The following is a 15,924-nucleotide window of genomic DNA, read 5'->3' on the forward strand; positions in this document are numbered from 1 at the left end:
CATCACCCGCCGCGTAGGCTTCAATCCGGTGTCTCAAAAACCGCGGGCGGTACAGTGTCATTGTTCCTGGCCGCCAATGCGCTGGCCATCATCGCTGTGATTTGCGGAGCTTTCCTTTGCTATAAGCAACGGGAGGGATGGGGTTGCTTCCTGTTCCTAGCGTTTATGGCCGGGGCCGGAGCTACAACGCTGATGAAGTTCCCAGCCGCCACCTAGTAAGGCTTTCGGTATACGCATAAAGAAGCCCCGTGCGATGATCTCGCCGGGGCTTATTTCTTGCAGATTTCGCACTTGAGAGGACAGCTGCCGTAGCTCCCCCATCGCGGACTACCTCACCTCAGGGCTTGAACATGCCGCGCCGCAGAAGCAGGGAAGATGAACAACGAGACATTCTGACATTCAGAGCGGGTTCACGCCCCAGGGGACAATCTACATGCCTCCCCTGAGGAGGGTAACATGTTGAAGAAAGTGGCCTTTGCTCTTGCGCTTGCTGCCGCTGGCTTTGCAGCTCAGACAGCCTCCGCGAACCCGTTAACTTGGCCTGCGGTCATCCCTGACGCTTCTGCTACCTTGGTGCAGCGCATCCAGTACTACGATCCGCCACGTTACGAGCGTCGGTATGAAGGCCCGCCGCGGGGCTACTACGACCGTCCGTACTGGCGCCGTGGCGATGGCCCTCCACCATGGGCGCGACCCTGGTGGCGGCGCCATTATGAGCGGCCGTATTGGGAGCGGCGTGAGTATTATGGCCGTGGCTGGTAAGGCAGGACGGAAACGATAGTGAAGCCCCGTGCGATCGTTTCGCGCGGGGCCAAATTCTTGCATGCTTCGCACTTGAGAGGACAGTAGCCGTAGCTCCATCCCCGAAGCGGTCGTAGCTCGAAGCCCAAAGGCGAGCACACTGCACCACAAGATGACAGTACAACTACCGTTACGCTGCCTTAAGGGTTGACTTCCATGCCTTACGACAGCGAGCCGCGTCACGAGCGCGAAGGGGGCCACCATGGAGCGAGAGTTATCCGCTGCAACGTCGTGCGCACTTGGATTGAGCGCACTCTCATGTTTCCTCACAGTCGGAGGATTCATGGGATAGGCATCTCCAATGATCCTGCTCGGCAACTTTGCCGCCGCTGGTGCAGCCATACTGGCCATCTACGGCCTTTGGCGACACAAAGAATTTCAGCGGTAGGGGCTCTGGCCCTCAGCTCTCCAGGGCTGGCGATCTGCTGCGGTGTCCTGGGGCATCCTTTCATCGCAGTCATGAGTGCAGGAAACTCGCGCGAACGCGCTCGGATGATGGCTGCGCCTGGTGCCGAGGTTGTGCTGGTACCAAAGGCCCCTGGTGGTACTCCAGGGCAGGTTACGGGGTCGGATCTATCACTTGTCGAGGCTGAAGCACAACGGATCACGGCGATCCGTGATGCCTTCCGCGCCGACCAGTTTCGGCACCCTGGCAATCCAGCGGCCCATGAAGCGGGGACCGCGGCCGAATTGTGGATGCAATCGGCAGGGATCATAACAGCTTTCTGCGATTTTGCTGGTTCAGGCGGCACACTCGGCCGGGTGGCGCGGGCTCTGACGCCGCGTGGGGTACGGTGCTATGCGGTCGAACCCGAGGGCGCCGAAGCGCTGGCTGGAGGCGATGTTAGCCGTCCCGACCACCCCATGCAGGGAGGGGGCTACCCGATAGCTGATCTCACCCACCTCTCCGGGGCTCCGTTGGCAGGCTACCTGACCGTCAGCAGCAACGAGGCACGGCACTATGCGTATCTTTTAACTCGGGTCGAAGGTATTTTCGGCGGCTACTCCGCTGGGGCGAACTTGGCCGCGGCTATCAAGCTGCTGCAGGGGAAGGAGGTTGGTGGAACCATCGCTTTTGTCGTCCGCGATAGCGGGCTCAAATACCTATCAACCGACCTCTGGGAAGACATCACCTGACATGTGTTTCCGATCTCGGGCCGGCGCCAATGCGCGACTGGCCCGTGCGTAGCCTGGATCGGGCGCCGCTCGGTCAGTTCGGCACGTTTCTTCAAATGCTCTATCGATAGGAGCACAAAGCAAGTCTCGTTAGGGTGAGCCGTGACGACGCTATTGCATTAGAGCCTTGCTGACGGCTTTCTCCGTCGATTTGAGCGTCTCCGCCAGGATCCCGCCGAGTTGGTCAGCCGTAGCGGACAGGGGTGTGCCGATGCCTTTGATAAGCAAAGTCCGAACCGGCAATGATCGCTCAAACCTTCTGAGAGCGATCCCACTGCCGAGGAAGTCGTAAGCTGCAGCCGGATGAACAAAACCGATGCCAATTCCCTCCCGAACGAACGCACAGATGCTTGCGGAGTATGGCGTCTCGACCGAGGCCACCTGATGACCGGCCCCGACCTCCTCCAGAAGGCTTGCCAGACCCCAACGGATCATGTCCTCCCGTGGGTAGGCTATGATATTCTGGCCCATCAACATCTTGGCTGTGATTGTCCGCGACCTTGCCAACGCACTGTCGCTCGGAACGGCGCAGACCAGATCCATCACGGCAAACATCGAACTGGATACTGTCGACACATCAGCGTTGTCCGTCACCAGCCCGATGTCGCAGGTTCTCGCGGCAACTTGAGCCGCGATCAAGGCGGATGAACCGGTCAGGTGGGAGATCCGAGCTTGAGGCTGGGCCACCTTGAGAGCGGCAATCGCCCGGCCCGCAAACCCGATACCGAATGACATGACCGTCCCAAAACGGACAGGGGAGGACGCGTGCTCCCTCAGGCTTTGGGCGAACTCACGGATTGCGTTCAAGCCTGCATAGCGGCGCTCGACCTCGTCAAAAAGCGCATAGGCCTCCGGGGTCGGGTTGAGCTTTGCTCGCGTGCGGTCGAAGAGCTTTACGCCGCTCAGCCGCTCAAGGTCGGCGATCAACCTGCTGATGCCAGGTTGTGATGCACCTATCATCCTGGCTGCCTGGATCATGTTTTCGGACTTCATCACCGCTCTGAAGGCATCGATGTGGCGGAAATCAATCATGACGAATCCTCAACCCTCGCGTAGCCGGCCCAGTGGACATCACTGATCTCTGCCCACTAGGCAAGGCTCAGCTTCCCTTCAAATTATGAGTATTTGAATATAATTTGCATATCTTATTCATTTATGCATAAGTCCTGTTTGTCTAGGAGGTTCGGGATGAGACCAATGACTTCGGCGCCTGAGCGTTGGGCTGATTGCAGCGACCAGGGTGCCGTTGCACGAAGCCGGAGAATTGATGCCCCTCTCCGAGGTGCCGTGGCATCCTCTCCTCCGACGCGTTCCACCCAGCCTGATCGCTCGGGAGTGGGTCCGATCTGCTCACTTTTCAAGAATTGAATTGCGGCACTCATGATCATTGTTACGAACAACGAAGGTGCGTCAGGGATTCCGACCACGGCGAAGCTGCTGGAGCAGGGTGCCGCTTGCTTGGATGCCATCGAAGCGGGCGTCCGTCTCGTCGAAGCCGACGAGACGGTGCGGACCGTTGGTCGTGGGGGATGGCCCAATCTGCTGGGCGAGGTCGAGCTTGATGCGTCAGTGATGGACGGCACGACCCTCCGGACAGGCGCGGTCGGTGCCCTGAAGGGCTTCCTTCATCCTGTGAGTGTGGCACGGCAGGTTCTTGAGCGGCTCCCGCATGAACTTCTGGTCGGAGAAGGGGCGATGCGTTTCGCGGTGGAAATCGGCGCGCAGGCGGGGGAACTCCTGATGCCCCATGCCCGCACGGCGTGGCGCCATTGGTTTGAAGACGAGGTCAGCGAGGGTGAGCGCAACCGCTGGCCGGACGTGCCGATGGCGGACTTATGCCGGCATGCCATCGACCCGGAGGTCGGACGCGACACCACGGTCTTCGTTGGTCAGGACAGCGCCGGCAACATCGCCGCGGGCACGAGCACATCGGGATGGGGGTGGAAGTACCCCGGCCGGCTCGGTGACAGCCCAGTTATTGGAGCCGGTTCCTATGCCGACACGCGCTATGGAGCATGCGCCTGCACAGGGGTCGGGGAGATGAGCATCCGCGCAGGCACCGCCCGGGCCGTCGTGCTGTACATGAAGATGGGGATGTCCGTTGAAGAGGCGGTTCATGAGGCTGTGGCCGACATGCGTTCCCTTAAGGGCGGCCTGATCGGGCGGGTGACGATCCACGCCATCGATGCGGCAGGAGGGCATAAGGTCGTTGCCGTCAACGGGACGCCGGAGAACCACTACTGGATCTGGCGAGACGAACTGGCGGCCCCGATCAGTTGCCGGCCTGAGATCATCGCCATCAGTGACGACCCGGCGCCAAAATCCACAGCCCATCGGCGATATGAGCAGATGGGCCTGTAGCAGAACTGCGGGCCACGCCAAATCGCCGCCGGTTTCAGGCTGATCGGTCGGGGACTCTAACAAGCCAACCTGGGAGGAGAAGAACATGCTGCGCTTGGCAAAGACTGCATTGATCATGGTAGCCGGAGCGGTCGGATTGAGTTCGCCCGCATTGGCGCAGGGCACGCTTGGCAAGATCAAGGAGCGGGGCCATATCCTCTGCGGAGCAAGCCCCGGTGTCGCCGGGTTTGGAATGCCCGACAATCAGGGCAACTGGTCGGGGATCGACATCGACATATGCCGTGCCTTGGCTGCCGCGATCTTCAACGACCCTTCCAAGACAAGATTCGTGCCGCTCTCCAGCAAAGATCGGCTTACCGCGCTCCAGAGTGGCGAGATCGACGTCCTGCCGCGGACAACCACGTGGACGTTGAGCCGGGATGCCGGTCAGGGCCTCAATTTTACAGCTGTGAACTACTATGATGGACAGGGCTTCCAGGTCAGGAAGGACGCCAACCTGAAGTCCATCAAGGAGCTTGACGGAGCCTCGATCTGCACCGTCCAGGGCACCACGAACGAACTGAACCTGGCGGACTACTTCCGCAGCCATGGCCTCAAGTACAACATCGTAACCTTCCAGGAGATCGACGACACGGTTAAGGCTTACGAGGGCGGCCGCTGTGATGCGCTCACCACCGACATGTCGCAACTGGTCTCGTACCGGTTGAAGATGGCCAATCCGGACGAACACACCCTGCTTCCGGAGGTGATCTCGAAGGAGCCGCTCGGCCCGTATGTGCGTCAGGGCGATGATCAGTGGTTCGACATTGTGCGATGGACGGTGTTCGCGCTGCTCAATGCGGAAGAACTCGGTGTCACCCAAGCGAATGTCGACGACATGGTGAGATCGGAAAACCCGGAGGTTCGTCGTCTCCTAGGAGCAGAGGGGAAATTCGGTGAGGGACTTGGGCTCACCACAGACTGGGTCGCCCGGATCGTCCGGCATGTTGGAAACTACGGCGAGTCGTTCGAGCGCAATCTCGGTTCCAAGAGCAGGATCGGACTCCCCCGTGGGCTGAATAACCTCTGGTCACAGGGAGGCATTCACTTCGCTCCCCCGATCCGCTGAACATCTGTCCTGACAAATGGCGGGTACGGAACCAGATCCGTGCCCACCCTCGATGCCCGGGAGACTGCGTTGGAAAACCCTATACCTGAACTCGCAGCCACACTGCGCGTCTTTCAACCGGCTCCCAACGTATTGGCATTCTACGATGGGCGCGTGGCGGGCGCGCGTGCCTATTCAGGGGAACCCAACTGGCTCGACGACGGGGCCTACGAGCTTGGCATCTGCACCTATGCCATTCTGAGCGGCGCCGAGGCGCTGGTCTATGACACGCACATCTCCCTGGCCCATGCCCGCCGGATCCGTGCGATGCTCACGGCCCGCGGCGTTGACAGAATTAAGGTTGTTCTGAGCCACTGGCACAGGGACCACATCGCTGGCAACGAGGTATTTGCTGATTGCGAGATCATCGCCCACTCCCTCACCGCCCAGGCGCTTGATGAGCAACGCGTGTCGATCGAGACCGGGAGCCCTCCTATCAAGCCCCTGGTCGGGCCGATGAGAACTTATGAGGAAATGCTTCAGCTCCAAGTCGGGAATATCTCGGTCGAGCTGCGCCATGTGGACATTCATAGCCGCGACGGCACGCTTCTCCTCCTCCCCGAGATAGACCTACTGTTCGCCGGGGACGCCTTGGAGGATCCCATCACATACGTGGCAGAACCGGACCGGCTCGCAATCCACTTAGTCGACCTGCAGCGTATCGCTGCGTGGCCTATCCGCCGGATCTTGCCAAACCATGGGGACCCCAACGTCATCGCTGCAGGTGGCTATGAACCTGGCCTCATTGCGGCGACGATCCACTATGTGCAGACGCTTATTCGAAGCAGGTCGGAGCCGGAACTCGCCAAGGCACCGCTTAGCGATTGGATTGAGGACGACCTCGCCTTGAGGCGCATCAGTGTTTTTCCGCCTTATGAGAAAGTTCATAAGCATAATGTTGCGAGAATGCAGGCGCTTGGTGCTGCTGAGGGTTAGATCTTGCCCTGTTTGAGCCTCCCTGAATCACGTCACGGATTGGGAGCTGAGGAGCGCCGCTCTTCCCACGATTTCAGTTTGGCCACAGATCAGGGTTGCGGCAGAGTATCGGGTATGGGCACGACACATAGACTCCTACCGGAGTTTCTGCTCCCCGGCTGAAGTTATCAATCAGACCATCTGGCTGTATCAACTTTTCAGCCTGAGCTTGCAGGGGCCGATTTGATCCCGGCAACCCGAGGTGTCGTGGTCAGCTACGAAACCATCTACGAGCGGAGCCTGAATTATGGCGGGCTTACGCCAAGATTCTCAAGCAATAGCGGCGGCAAAAGGTTTAGAAACAGAAAGTACGTGCGCATTTGCGGCAAACGCCATTGTTGCTGGCGAGTGGTCGATCAGGCTCCTCATTCCCGTTGCCAGAACTGAAGCACTCTCCCTAGAAGGCGTGAACCGCTCGTCTGACCACTCGGATCACGTCTTGCGCTATTGCCCGATAGAATGTCGTCTTAGGGGCACGCACTGACGATCCGGTGACCTCTGGAACGTCCGCTGCTCCTCGCGAGGCTGTGTGGAAACGTGCTGATCTGGTAGACTTTCCAGCGGATCCAGGAGGCCAAGATGGCTCGCTTTATCGAAGGCAAAGACCGCCGGCAGACGCTTCTGCTTCCCGAGTGCTTGGACGACTACGTGACACAAGACAATCCGGTGCGGGTGATTGACGCCTTCATCGATGAACTCGATCTCCAGGCTCTCGGCTTCACCCGAGCCCAGCCCGCCGCCACAGGACGACCCGCTTACCATCCGGCCATTCTGCTCAAGATCTACCTCTACGGCCACCTGCACCGGGTGCCCTCCAGCCGCCGCCTTGAGCGTGAGGCCGGTCGCAATCTCGAACTGATCTGGCTCACGGGCCAACTCGCACCCGACTTCAAGACCATCGCCGACTTCCGACGCGACAACGCCGCGGCGATCTGCGCCACCTGCCGCCAGTTCGTGGCTCTGTGCCGTGATTCCGTGCGCCGCTATGCCAGGAGCTGGCGCCGGGAGCAGTCCACCTCGGCGACCGCCGTCTTCGTGCCGCTGAGCTTCTCTGCCGGGGTGTGTGCTTCAGAGCCCCCTTAAGAAATTCCAACTCGAGAGCCTGCTTGCCGACCAGCCGCTCGAGGGCGGCAATCCGCGCCTCGTACTCCTGGAGCAATGCGGCCGCGGCCGTGTCCTCATCGAGGGCACTGGCCTCGTACTTCCGGACCCAGATCCGGATCAGCTTGCGCGACAGGTCGTGGCGCCGGGCCAGGCTGTGCAGGGGCTCGCCGGCGAGGTAGTCCTGCCGCCACCTGGCGTTTGACGTCGATGCTGTGGGTGCGGTTCTTCACCATGGGCTTTAGTCTCCGAGAGCCCGGCAGACCTAGTCAACTCCTCAGTGCCGATCCGTCCATCTCGAGGGGCGCACTCCAAGATGATGTGAAGCCAAGCGGATATGGGCCGCTGGAACTGGCAAGCCCTTGGCATCGTCTTGCGTCAGCCAAGCGCGATAAGTTGAGAGGGACCAGATTCCAGCGCAAAACATCAGGGCCAGCGGTCATGAAGTACCGCGTTCGACGGCCGGAGACATGACCGCACCCGCCCCGCGAGGCCCAAGCATCATCAATAATCCCATTGCCAAACGGGCGCCATCCAGACATGACGACGCCCTCCAACGAACAAGCAAAAGGAAAAAGCCCAATGACCCGCGAGACAGCCGTTGCGAAGGCTGGGCAGTATTTCGACTCGGGTGACCTGAAGACCGATCTGGCTCGTCTGATCGCCATGCCGACCGAAAGCCAGAACCCGGATCGCGCTGAGGTGCTCACGGCCTATATCGAGACGGAGATGCGCCCCCTGCTCGAAAGCCTCGGCTTCACCTGCAGGACGCTCCACCACCCCAATGCGAAGGGACCCTTCCTCTATGCCGAGCGCATCGAGGACCCGGCGCTCCCAACGGTCTTCGGCTATGGTCATGGGGACGTGATCCGCGGCCTCGACAGCGCTTGGAACGAAGGTCTATCCCCGTGGACGCTCACGGAAGTCGGCGACCGCTGGTACGGCCGCGGTGTGGTCGACAACAAGGGCCAGCACGTCATCAATATAGCGGGCCTGAAGGCCGTTCTCGAGACCCGCGGCAAGCTCGGCTTCAATGCCAAATATCTGATCGAGATGGGCGAGGAGATCGGCTCCCCGGGTCTGCGCGACCTGTGCGCCGAGCAGAAGGACCTGCTCAAGGCCGATGTGCTTATCGCGTCCGACGGGCCGCGCCTCAACGCGGAGCGGCCGACGATCTTTCTCGGCTCGCGCGGCGGCGTCACCTTCGACCTGACGATCAAGGCCCGCGACGGCGGACATCATTCGGGCAACTGGGGCGGCCTGCTCTCGGACCCTGCCATCCAGCTCGCCCACGCCATCGCCAGCATCGCCTCGCCGACCGGCCAGATCCGCATTCACGAATGGGTGCCGAAAGAACTCCCCACCGCCGTGCGCCGGGCCCTCGCGGATTGCGTGGTCGACGGCGGCCCGGATGGCCCGACCATTGACCCGGAATGGGGTGAGCCCGGCCTGACGCCGGCCGAGCAGGTGTTCGGATGGTGCTCCTTCGATGTGCTCGCCATGAAGTCCGGCGTGCCCGAAACGCCTGTCAACGCGGTGCCGCCGAACGCCTGGGCGCGCTGCCAGCTCCGTTTCGTGGTCGGCATCGATCCGGAAGAGGTTCTGCCGGCCCTGCGCCGCCATCTCGACCGCCATGGCTTCCCGATGGTGCGGATCGCCAAGAGCCGCGACGAGATCTTCCACGCGACGCGCCTCGATCCCGAGGATCCCTGGGTGACCTGGGCGATCAACTCCCTTGCCAAGACCACCGGCAAGAAGCCGGCGCTTCTGCCCAATCTCGGCGGATCGCTGCCGAACGACATCTTCTCGGAGGTTCTGGAGCTGCGGACGATCTGGGTTCCGCATTCCTATCCGGGCTGCTCTCAGCATGCCCCGAACGAGCACCTGCCCGTTGCGATTGCCCGCGAGGGTCTGGCCGTGATGGCGGGGCTCTACTGGGATCTCGGCACCGGCGATACGCCGCCCCTCGACCGCTAGCCGGACGGGATCGGAGATAGGCGCGCCTGCAATCGTCCCGTCTCCGGTCGGCCGGCGGAACCGTCCCCGGCGGGTGCACACCTTTTCAGCGTGACAGACGCGAATATGGACGGGCTCCCTCTTGTGCCGAACGGCCGAGACGGTGTTATGTCGCTCCTCGCAATCCACGTTCTGCTCGTGCTCCCCTTCGCGCCCCTGCCGAGGTTCCTGTCCCATGTCTGAAGCTCATTGTTCGACCCCGGATGGGGAACCCTTATCGGCCTCGCTCCACCGGGACAGAAAGGCCGCAAAGGCCGTCTGGGGATCGGCCCTCGGCTATGCCATGGACGGGTTCGACTTCCTGATCCTCGGCTTCATCCTGAGCGCGATCTCTCTGGATCTCCATCTCAGCCCGGCTCAAGGGGCCTCCCTGGTGACCGCCACCCTCGTCGGAGCGGTCGTCGGCGGTGTGCTGTTCGGAATGCTGGCGGACCGGCTCGGACGGGTTCGCGTCCTGACCTGGACGATCATCCTGTTCGCGGTGTTCACGGGCCTGTCGGCCCTGGCCAGGGGCTATTGGGACCTGCTGTTCTATCGCACGGTGGCCGGCCTTGGCCTCGGCGGCGAATTCGGCATCGGCATGGCGCTGGTGGCGGAGGCGATCCCGGCCAATTGGCGGGCGCGGGCCTCGTCCTATGTGGGCCTCGGCTGGCAGATGGGCGTGCTGGCGGCGGCCCTCCTGACCCCCGTCCTGCTCCCGATTATCGGGTGGCGGGGCATGTTCGTGGTCGGCGTGGCGCCAGCGCTCGTGGCGTCCTTCATCCGCCGTTCGGTGCACGAGCCGGAGGTGTTCCTCAAGCACGCGCGAACGGGCCGCAAGGAGAATCCCCTGTCCCTCCTCGTCAAGGACCGGGAAACCACCAAGCTGAGCCTGGGCATGATCATCCTCTGCTCGGTTCAGAACTTCGGTTATTACGGCGTGATGATCTGGCTGCCCAACTACCTCGCCAACCGGTTCGGCTTCGGTCTCACCAAATCCGCCATGTGGACGGCCGTGACCATCGCGGGAATGGCCGCGGGCATCTTCGTGTTCGGCCACATCGCCGACCGCATCGGCCGCCGTCCGGCCTTCTTCGCCTACATGACCGGCGCGGCCGCCTTGGTGCTGATCTATTCCCGCCTGAGCGATCCCACGGCCCTTCTGGTGACGGGCGCCGTCATGGGCTTTTTCGTCAACGGCATGCTCGGCGGCTACGGCGCTCTAATCAGCGAGCTGTTTCCGACCGCGGCCCGTGCGACGGCTCAGAACGTGCTGTTCAACATCGGCCGGGCGATCGGCGGCTTTGGGCCTCTCGTGGTTGGACTCGTGGCAGGCGCCTACGGCTTCGAGACGGCGATCGCCCTCCTGGCGCTTCTCTACGTTCTCGATCTGCTCGCTCTGCTCCTCCTGATCCCCGAGCGCCGCGGGGCGGAATTGGCCTGAGCCGCCCACCAGCCGGCCCTGGCAGCGACAAGGGCCCAAGGGCATCGGCTCTGTTGCATCAACCTGTCCAGCGACAGCATGCAGTAGCTTTTGATCGGAGCAAAGGCGCTACGGATTGTGTCTCCCAAAGTTAATGCAACCCTCAGGGAGCAGATTGACCGTGTATGCAACATAGCGAGGCTGAGGCTTCCGCCCTCATCATGCGGCGGTCTCTGCCGACCGCGGAGAGAACCATGACTCGACAGGTGATATCAGCCGAACTGACGGAATGGGCCGCTCAAAGGGCTTGATCAGAGTCCCCGGAACAAGAGAACGGAACCAACTCACCAGGCGTCCCTGATAAGGAAAACAGATAAGGCGATCTGATTTGAATCGCGGTCGGTTGGGGTGTCGTTGTAAACGACACCCTCGATGCTTCGAAAAGTCAGACCAAGATAAGCTCTAGGCCAACATGCGGTTAGTTGAACTTAGCAAACTGCAGGCGGAACGCCCCATCAGGATATTGTAACCAAGTTAGAGCTTTCTGTGACGCTTGAAGCGTCGCCGGGAAGGTAAGAAACAGCATCGGTGCATCTTCCGCGATCTGGGCTTGCGCCTCGCGGTAGAGTGGCGCACGCGCCTCCTCTCCGGCAGTGGTGCGAGCTTTCTGGAGAAGCTCGTCCACCTTCTCGCTCTGGTATCCCGCGAAGTTGTTGGGACCTGACTTGGTGAAGTAATTGTACATATTGCCGTCAGGATCCGACCGCCCCGACCAGGGCGACATGCAGAGGTCGAAGTCTTTCTGCCGTAGGACTGTGATAAGGCTGGTCGGGTCAATCTGCTTAATATCAACCTTGAAGCCAGCTTGATTAGCCTGAGCTTGTATTATTTCTGCAGTACGGATCTGAATCGGGGAGTTAGTTACCGTAATCGTCACGGGGACTGGCTCACTTTTGCCAGCCTCGGTCAAAAGCTTTTTCGCCGCAGCGGCATCGCCGCGTGGCGGCTGAAGGTTCTTGTCATAGGCCCAAGCAATCGACGGTGGGATTGGTCCATAGGACACTGCCCCCGTCCCAAAATAGACTGTCCGCTGCACGATCTGCGGGTTTACAGCCATGCTAAAGGCCTTGCGGACCTTTGCATCATTGAACGGCGGGCGAGTCGTGTTGAGCGAAAAGGCATTAAACCCCAGACCGGGGCTTTGGCTGAGGGTAAGGCCACTCTCGCGACCAACCTGTGCCACCGTCTGAGGAGGAACGCTATCGATAAGCTGCACGGTGCCGGAACGCAGATTCGTCAGGCGTACGGTTTCATCAGGAATGGGCCGAAACACGATACGCTTGATGGCGGGAGCGCCCCGCCAGTAGCCATCAAAGGCTTCTAGGACGAGCTCAGAATTCTTCGTCCAGCTCACAACCTTATACGGGCCAGCCCCGACAGCCTTTGTGGCGAAGTCCGCCTGGAGTGACTTAACCGCGGTTGGCGAGACCATCATGCCAGCGCGGTTGGCCAGAACCTGCAGAAATGGAGCGTATGGCGTCTTGAGCTTGACTGTTACCTGAAGAGGGCCAGTAGCTTCCACCGAGTCGATCGGCCCAAGCTCGGAGCGGCGCGGAGAGGCCAGGCTCGGGTCGAGCATGCGGTCAAAGTTTGCTTTGACCGCGGCAGCGTCTAGCGCAGTCCCATCATGAAACGTGAGATTTGGCTTCAGGGTTAAAACGTAGGTCTTGTCATCGGGTGTCGTCACGCTCGCAAGGCCAGGCTCGATCTTGAGGTCAGGGGTGACGTGCAGCAGCGGCTCATGAATATTGTACTGCACCGACAGTTCGAAAAACGAAGCCATTAAGGCTGGATCTAGCGTGACCGGATCCGACACAATCGCGACGTCTAGCGTCTTGCCAGCCTGCGCCAAGGCACTTGTGCCGTTCATGAGCGACACAAGTGCGACGCTCATGACTAGGCCCTTTAACAAAGTCCTCCTCAACATCTTCTGTCTCCTGCTCGTTGAGTTCCCGTTCTGGTTATGGTCATGTCTCAGCCCTCCCGCGGATCGAAGGTATCGCGAAGTGCATCTCCCAAGAGGTTGAAGCCGAGGACAGTGAGGAAGATCGCAGCCCCGGGGAACCAAGCCAGCCAGGGAGCGAAATCAAGGAAGCCAATCGCGTTGCGCAGCATGTTGCCCCACGTTGGGGTTGGTGGCTGCGCCCCGAGGCCAAGAAACGAAAGGTAGGACTCGGTGATGATTGCCGCCGCGAATAGGAGCGACCCCTGCACGATGATGGGCGCGAGGGTATTGGGCATCACCGTTCGGAACAGAATATTCGCAGTTCCAAACCCGAGTGCACGTTTCGCCTCAACGAAATCCAGCTGACGCACCACCAAGGTTTGGGCGCGGGCGATGCGCGCGAAGACGGGCAGGTTGACAATAGCAATCGCCAAGACAGCATTCACGAGGCTCGGTCCCAGAACCGCAGCAATCGCAAGCGCGAGCAAAATGCTCGGAAACGCGAAGACCACGTCCATCACGCGCATGATGATGCTATCTGCAAGGCCCCCAAAGTATCCTGCAACCAGCCCCAACCCCGTTCCTAGGACCAGAGCTCCGGCAACACTAAAAAAACCTACAAACAAAGAAATGCGGGCCCCGAAGATCACACGGGAGAGAACATCGCGCCCCAAATCGTCCGTCCCAAGCAGGTGCATGACCGAGGGTGGCGCAAGGGCCGCACCAAAATCCGGTGTATCTGGATCGAAGGGGGCAATCAGTGGCGCCGCAATCGCGGCGAGAACCGCAATCAGAACGAGCGTAAAGCCGAGCGCTGCGCGCCTGTCCCGCACTAAGCCTCTGGCGAAAGTCACACCTGGCGTAACCACGGCGCTCATGCGAGGCTCACCCGTGGGTCAATCAGCGTGTAGATAATATCGGTGAGCAGATTGATAAGCACGAAAAGCGTGGCGGTAAGCAAGACAGCCCCCTGAACCACCGGGTAGTCGCGGGCAAAAATCGCATCCACGGTGAGCTTGCCGATACCTGGCCAGGAAAACACGGTCTCCGTGATCACCACGCCACCCAGGAGTTGCCCCATTTGGATACCAAGCAATGTCACGATCGGGATCTGCGCATTGCGGAAGGCATGGCGCCAAATAACCTTACGAGCTGGGATGCCTTTGGCTCGGGCCGTGCGCACATAGTCGGCGCGTAACACCTCGAGCATGGTGGCACGAGTCATCCGCATGGTCGCGGCTGCCAAGGCCGCGCCAAGCGTCAGCGCTGGAAGGACCAGAAAACTCAAAAACCTGAGAGGATCAACAAGCGGTGAGACATAGCCAGAGGCTGGCAGGATTGGAACGTAAATCGAGAAGGTAAGGATGAGAAGCACGCCCAACCAGAAGCTCGGCATTGAAAGGCCGCAGAGCGCGGCAAACGATGCGCCGTAATCTGCGAGGCTGTTACGGCGGGTCGCCGCGACAATGCCAGCCGGGATTGCGATGACCAACGAGATCAGCAAAGCGGCAACGGACAAGAGCGCTGTTGGCCCGAGGGCGCCGATCAACAATGGGAATACCTCTCGCCCTCCTTGAATAGAGCGCCCAAAGTCACCGGTGAGGATCTGCTTGAGCCACGCGACATATTGAAGAACCAGTGGCTGATCGAGGGCGAGCTTTGCACGTAGCGCAGCGATTGCCTGCTCGTCTGCTTCCAGGCCAAGCAGTGCAATGGCAGGGTCTCCTGGAATGAGGCGCACGAGAAAGAACGCGACAAGCGAGGTACCAAACAAAATTGGGATCAGGCTGGCTATTCTTGACAGCAGAAAATTTCCCACTGCGCTCCGCCTCCATACCGCTTGAACCGGTTCAGATAGCCTGATACTCACTTATGCTGAGCTTGGGTGTCAATGCCTCGAGGAAACTTTTCACGGAGCCTCCGCGGTCCTCATGGGAAACGAGCCATCCCGTAACACTGCCCTACTAACGGTGCAGAATCTGCGGATTGCATTCGGCGGACCACCCATTGTGGATGGGGTTGATCTTACGCTTGCTCCTCGGCAACTTCTTTGCCTGGTCGGTGAGTCTGGCTCTGGCAAAAGCCTGACCGCTCTCTCCCTGATGCGATTGTTGCAGCCAAACGCGAAAATTCAGGCCGATCTCATGACCTTTGAAGGTCTCGATCTGTTGGCCCTTTCCGAGCGCGACATGGAGGGGCTACGCGGGAACCGCCTTGCCATGGTGTTTCAAGAACCCATGACGTCTCTCAACCCTGTGATGACGGTTGGCGAGCAGATCATGGAAGCGCTTCTCCAACACCAGCAGGTCTCCCAGGCGGAAGCGCGGGCTGCTGCACTGGCCATGCTCAAGCGAGTCCAGATTCCTGCGGCCGAAGAACGCCTCGATGTCTACCCCCACCAACTCTCGGGCGGAATGCGCCAACGCGTGATGATTGCGATCGCACTTGTGTGCCGCCCTGCCCTCTTAATCGCTGACGAGCCGACAACAGCCCTTGATGTGACGATCCAAAGCCAGATCCTGGCGCTGATCGATGAGCTCCGGGAGGAACTCGGCACTGCCGTGCTATTCATCACCCATAACCTTGCTGTGGTGGCCGAGATCGCTGACGAAATCGCCGTGATGTACGCGGGGCGGATTGTCGAGCGTGGACGGCGAGAGGACATCTTCGCCGATCCGCAGCACCCCTATACCCTTGCGCTGTTCGCGGCGATGCCGCGGGCTGGCGATGTCGGGCGCACGCTCGCATCGATCGATGGACAAGTGCCCGCAGCAGGCGCAATGCCCCCGGGTTGCCGCTTTGCGCCACGTTGCCCGTTTGCTGTCGAGCGATGTCGCATGAGCTACCCCCCGCTGCGCGAGATCACGCCCGGCCACCAGGTCGCGTGTTGGCGGGCGCCGGTTGAGGGTCCCGTTCCATGAGCAATCCACTGCTCTCCGT

The 15,924-nt window shown here is 60.6% G+C and carries 13 protein-coding genes and 1 pseudogene; 9 read left to right on the forward strand and 5 right to left on the reverse strand.

Features of this window, described 5'->3' with window-relative positions:
• Positions 1-216: hypothetical protein (locus OC446_RS25840; RefSeq protein WP_262031867.1), on the forward strand; the 216-nt coding region annotated here is incomplete at its 5' end.
• 843 nt (positions 217-1,059) lie between these two features.
• Positions 1,060-1,938 carry a pyridoxal-phosphate dependent enzyme gene (locus OC446_RS25845; RefSeq protein WP_262031878.1) on the forward strand — a complete coding sequence of 293 codons (879 nt, stop codon included), beginning with the start codon at positions 1,060-1,062 and terminating at the stop codon, positions 1,936-1,938.
• Between the two features lie 150 nt (positions 1,939-2,088).
• On the opposite strand, the gene OC446_RS25850 is transcribed toward OC446_RS25845, so the two are convergent.
• Positions 2,089-3,009 carry a LysR substrate-binding domain-containing protein gene (locus tag OC446_RS25850; RefSeq protein WP_262031868.1) on the reverse strand — a complete coding sequence of 307 codons (921 nt, stop codon included), beginning with the start codon at positions 3,007-3,009 and terminating at the stop codon, positions 2,089-2,091.
• Positions 3,010-3,357: 348 nt separating this feature from the next.
• Between OC446_RS25850 and OC446_RS25855 the strand changes: the two genes are divergently transcribed.
• From OC446_RS25855 to OC446_RS25870, 4 genes and pseudogenes are all read left to right on the forward strand, one after another.
• On the forward strand, positions 3,358-4,338 hold the full coding sequence (locus OC446_RS25855) for a N(4)-(beta-N-acetylglucosaminyl)-L-asparaginase (RefSeq protein ID WP_262031869.1): 981 nt from the start codon (positions 3,358-3,360) through the stop codon (positions 4,336-4,338).
• A gap of 85 nt (positions 4,339-4,423) precedes the next feature.
• Positions 4,424-5,446: an amino acid ABC transporter substrate-binding protein gene (locus tag OC446_RS25860; protein WP_262031870.1), complete on the forward strand. Its 1,023-nt coding sequence runs from the start codon at positions 4,424-4,426 to the stop codon at positions 5,444-5,446.
• A gap of 39 nt (positions 5,447-5,485) precedes the next feature.
• Positions 5,486-6,421 carry an MBL fold metallo-hydrolase gene (locus tag OC446_RS25865; protein WP_262031871.1) on the forward strand — a complete coding sequence of 312 codons (936 nt, stop codon included), beginning with the start codon at positions 5,486-5,488 and terminating at the stop codon, positions 6,419-6,421.
• A gap of 618 nt (positions 6,422-7,039) precedes the next feature.
• Positions 7,040-7,429, forward strand: a pseudogene (locus tag OC446_RS25870) (transposase); the annotation flags it as partial.
• Here OC446_RS25870 and OC446_RS31145 read toward each other — a convergent pair.
• A complete protein-coding gene (locus OC446_RS31145) occupies positions 7,350-7,724 on the reverse strand; it encodes a hypothetical protein (protein ID WP_410055145.1) in 375 nt (124 codons plus the stop codon). The pseudogene OC446_RS25870 and the gene OC446_RS31145 overlap by 80 nt on opposite strands.
• 419 nt (positions 7,725-8,143) lie before the next feature.
• Here OC446_RS31145 and OC446_RS25880 point away from each other — a divergent pair, with 419 nt between their 5' ends.
• Both OC446_RS25880 and OC446_RS25885 read left to right on the forward strand, forming a co-directional pair.
• Positions 8,144-9,538 (forward strand): M20 family metallopeptidase, encoded by a 1,395-nt coding sequence (locus OC446_RS25880; protein ID WP_262031872.1) that lies wholly within the window; start codon positions 8,144-8,146, stop codon positions 9,536-9,538.
• Positions 9,539-9,752: 214 nt separating this feature from the next.
• Positions 9,753-11,000: an MFS transporter gene (locus OC446_RS25885; protein WP_262031873.1), complete on the forward strand. Its 1,248-nt coding sequence runs from the start codon at positions 9,753-9,755 to the stop codon at positions 10,998-11,000.
• Positions 11,001-11,457: 457 nt separating this feature from the next.
• Here the strand turns inward: OC446_RS25885 and OC446_RS25890 are convergent, their stop codons facing one another.
• The 3 genes from OC446_RS25890 to OC446_RS25900 form a co-directional block, all read right to left on the reverse strand.
• Entirely contained in the window at positions 11,458-12,933 is a 1,476-nt protein-coding gene (locus OC446_RS25890; protein ID WP_262031874.1) for an ABC transporter substrate-binding protein, read from the reverse strand.
• An 80-nt stretch (positions 12,934-13,013) separates the two neighbouring features.
• Positions 13,014-13,862, reverse strand: coding sequence for an ABC transporter permease (locus OC446_RS25895; protein ID WP_262031875.1), 849 nt, complete (start codon positions 13,860-13,862; stop codon positions 13,014-13,016).
• Complete coding sequence (locus OC446_RS25900; protein ID WP_262031876.1) at positions 13,859-14,803, reverse strand: ABC transporter permease; 945 nt, start codon at positions 14,801-14,803, stop codon at positions 13,859-13,861. The genes OC446_RS25895 and OC446_RS25900 overlap by 4 nt, the downstream gene beginning before the upstream one ends.
• 112 nt (positions 14,804-14,915) lie before the next feature.
• Here OC446_RS25900 and OC446_RS25905 point away from each other — a divergent pair, with 112 nt between their 5' ends.
• Positions 14,916-15,905 (forward strand): ABC transporter ATP-binding protein, encoded by a 990-nt coding sequence (locus OC446_RS25905; RefSeq protein WP_262031877.1) that lies wholly within the window; start codon positions 14,916-14,918, stop codon positions 15,903-15,905.
• The last annotated feature ends 19 nt before the right edge of the window (positions 15,906-15,924 follow it).

The organism is Microvirga sp. Mcv34, assembly GCF_024519725.1.
Classification (GTDB): domain Bacteria; phylum Pseudomonadota; class Alphaproteobacteria; order Rhizobiales; family Beijerinckiaceae; genus Microvirga.

Coding starts and splice junctions, on each gene's coding strand:
- OC446_RS25905 (WP_262031877.1), top strand. CDS start 14,916: ATGGGAAACGAGCCATCCCGTAACACTGCCCTACTAACGGTGCAGAAT.
- OC446_RS25860 (WP_262031870.1), top strand. CDS start 4,424: ATGCTGCGCTTGGCAAAGACTGCATTGATCATGGTAGCCGGAGCGGTC.
- OC446_RS25855 (WP_262031869.1), top strand. CDS start 3,358: ATGATCATTGTTACGAACAACGAAGGTGCGTCAGGGATTCCGACCACG.
- OC446_RS25850 (WP_262031868.1), bottom strand. CDS start 3,009: ATGATTGATTTCCGCCACATCGATGCCTTCAGAGCGGTGATGAAGTCC.
- OC446_RS25845 (WP_262031878.1), top strand. CDS start 1,060: ATGTTTCCTCACAGTCGGAGGATTCATGGGATAGGCATCTCCAATGAT.
- OC446_RS25880 (WP_262031872.1), top strand. CDS start 8,144: ATGACCCGCGAGACAGCCGTTGCGAAGGCTGGGCAGTATTTCGACTCG.
- OC446_RS25895 (WP_262031875.1), bottom strand. CDS start 13,862: ATGAGCGCCGTGGTTACGCCAGGTGTGACTTTCGCCAGAGGCTTAGTG.
- OC446_RS25885 (WP_262031873.1), top strand. CDS start 9,753: ATGTCTGAAGCTCATTGTTCGACCCCGGATGGGGAACCCTTATCGGCC.
- OC446_RS25890 (WP_262031874.1), bottom strand. CDS start 12,933: ATGAGCGTCGCACTTGTGTCGCTCATGAACGGCACAAGTGCCTTGGCG.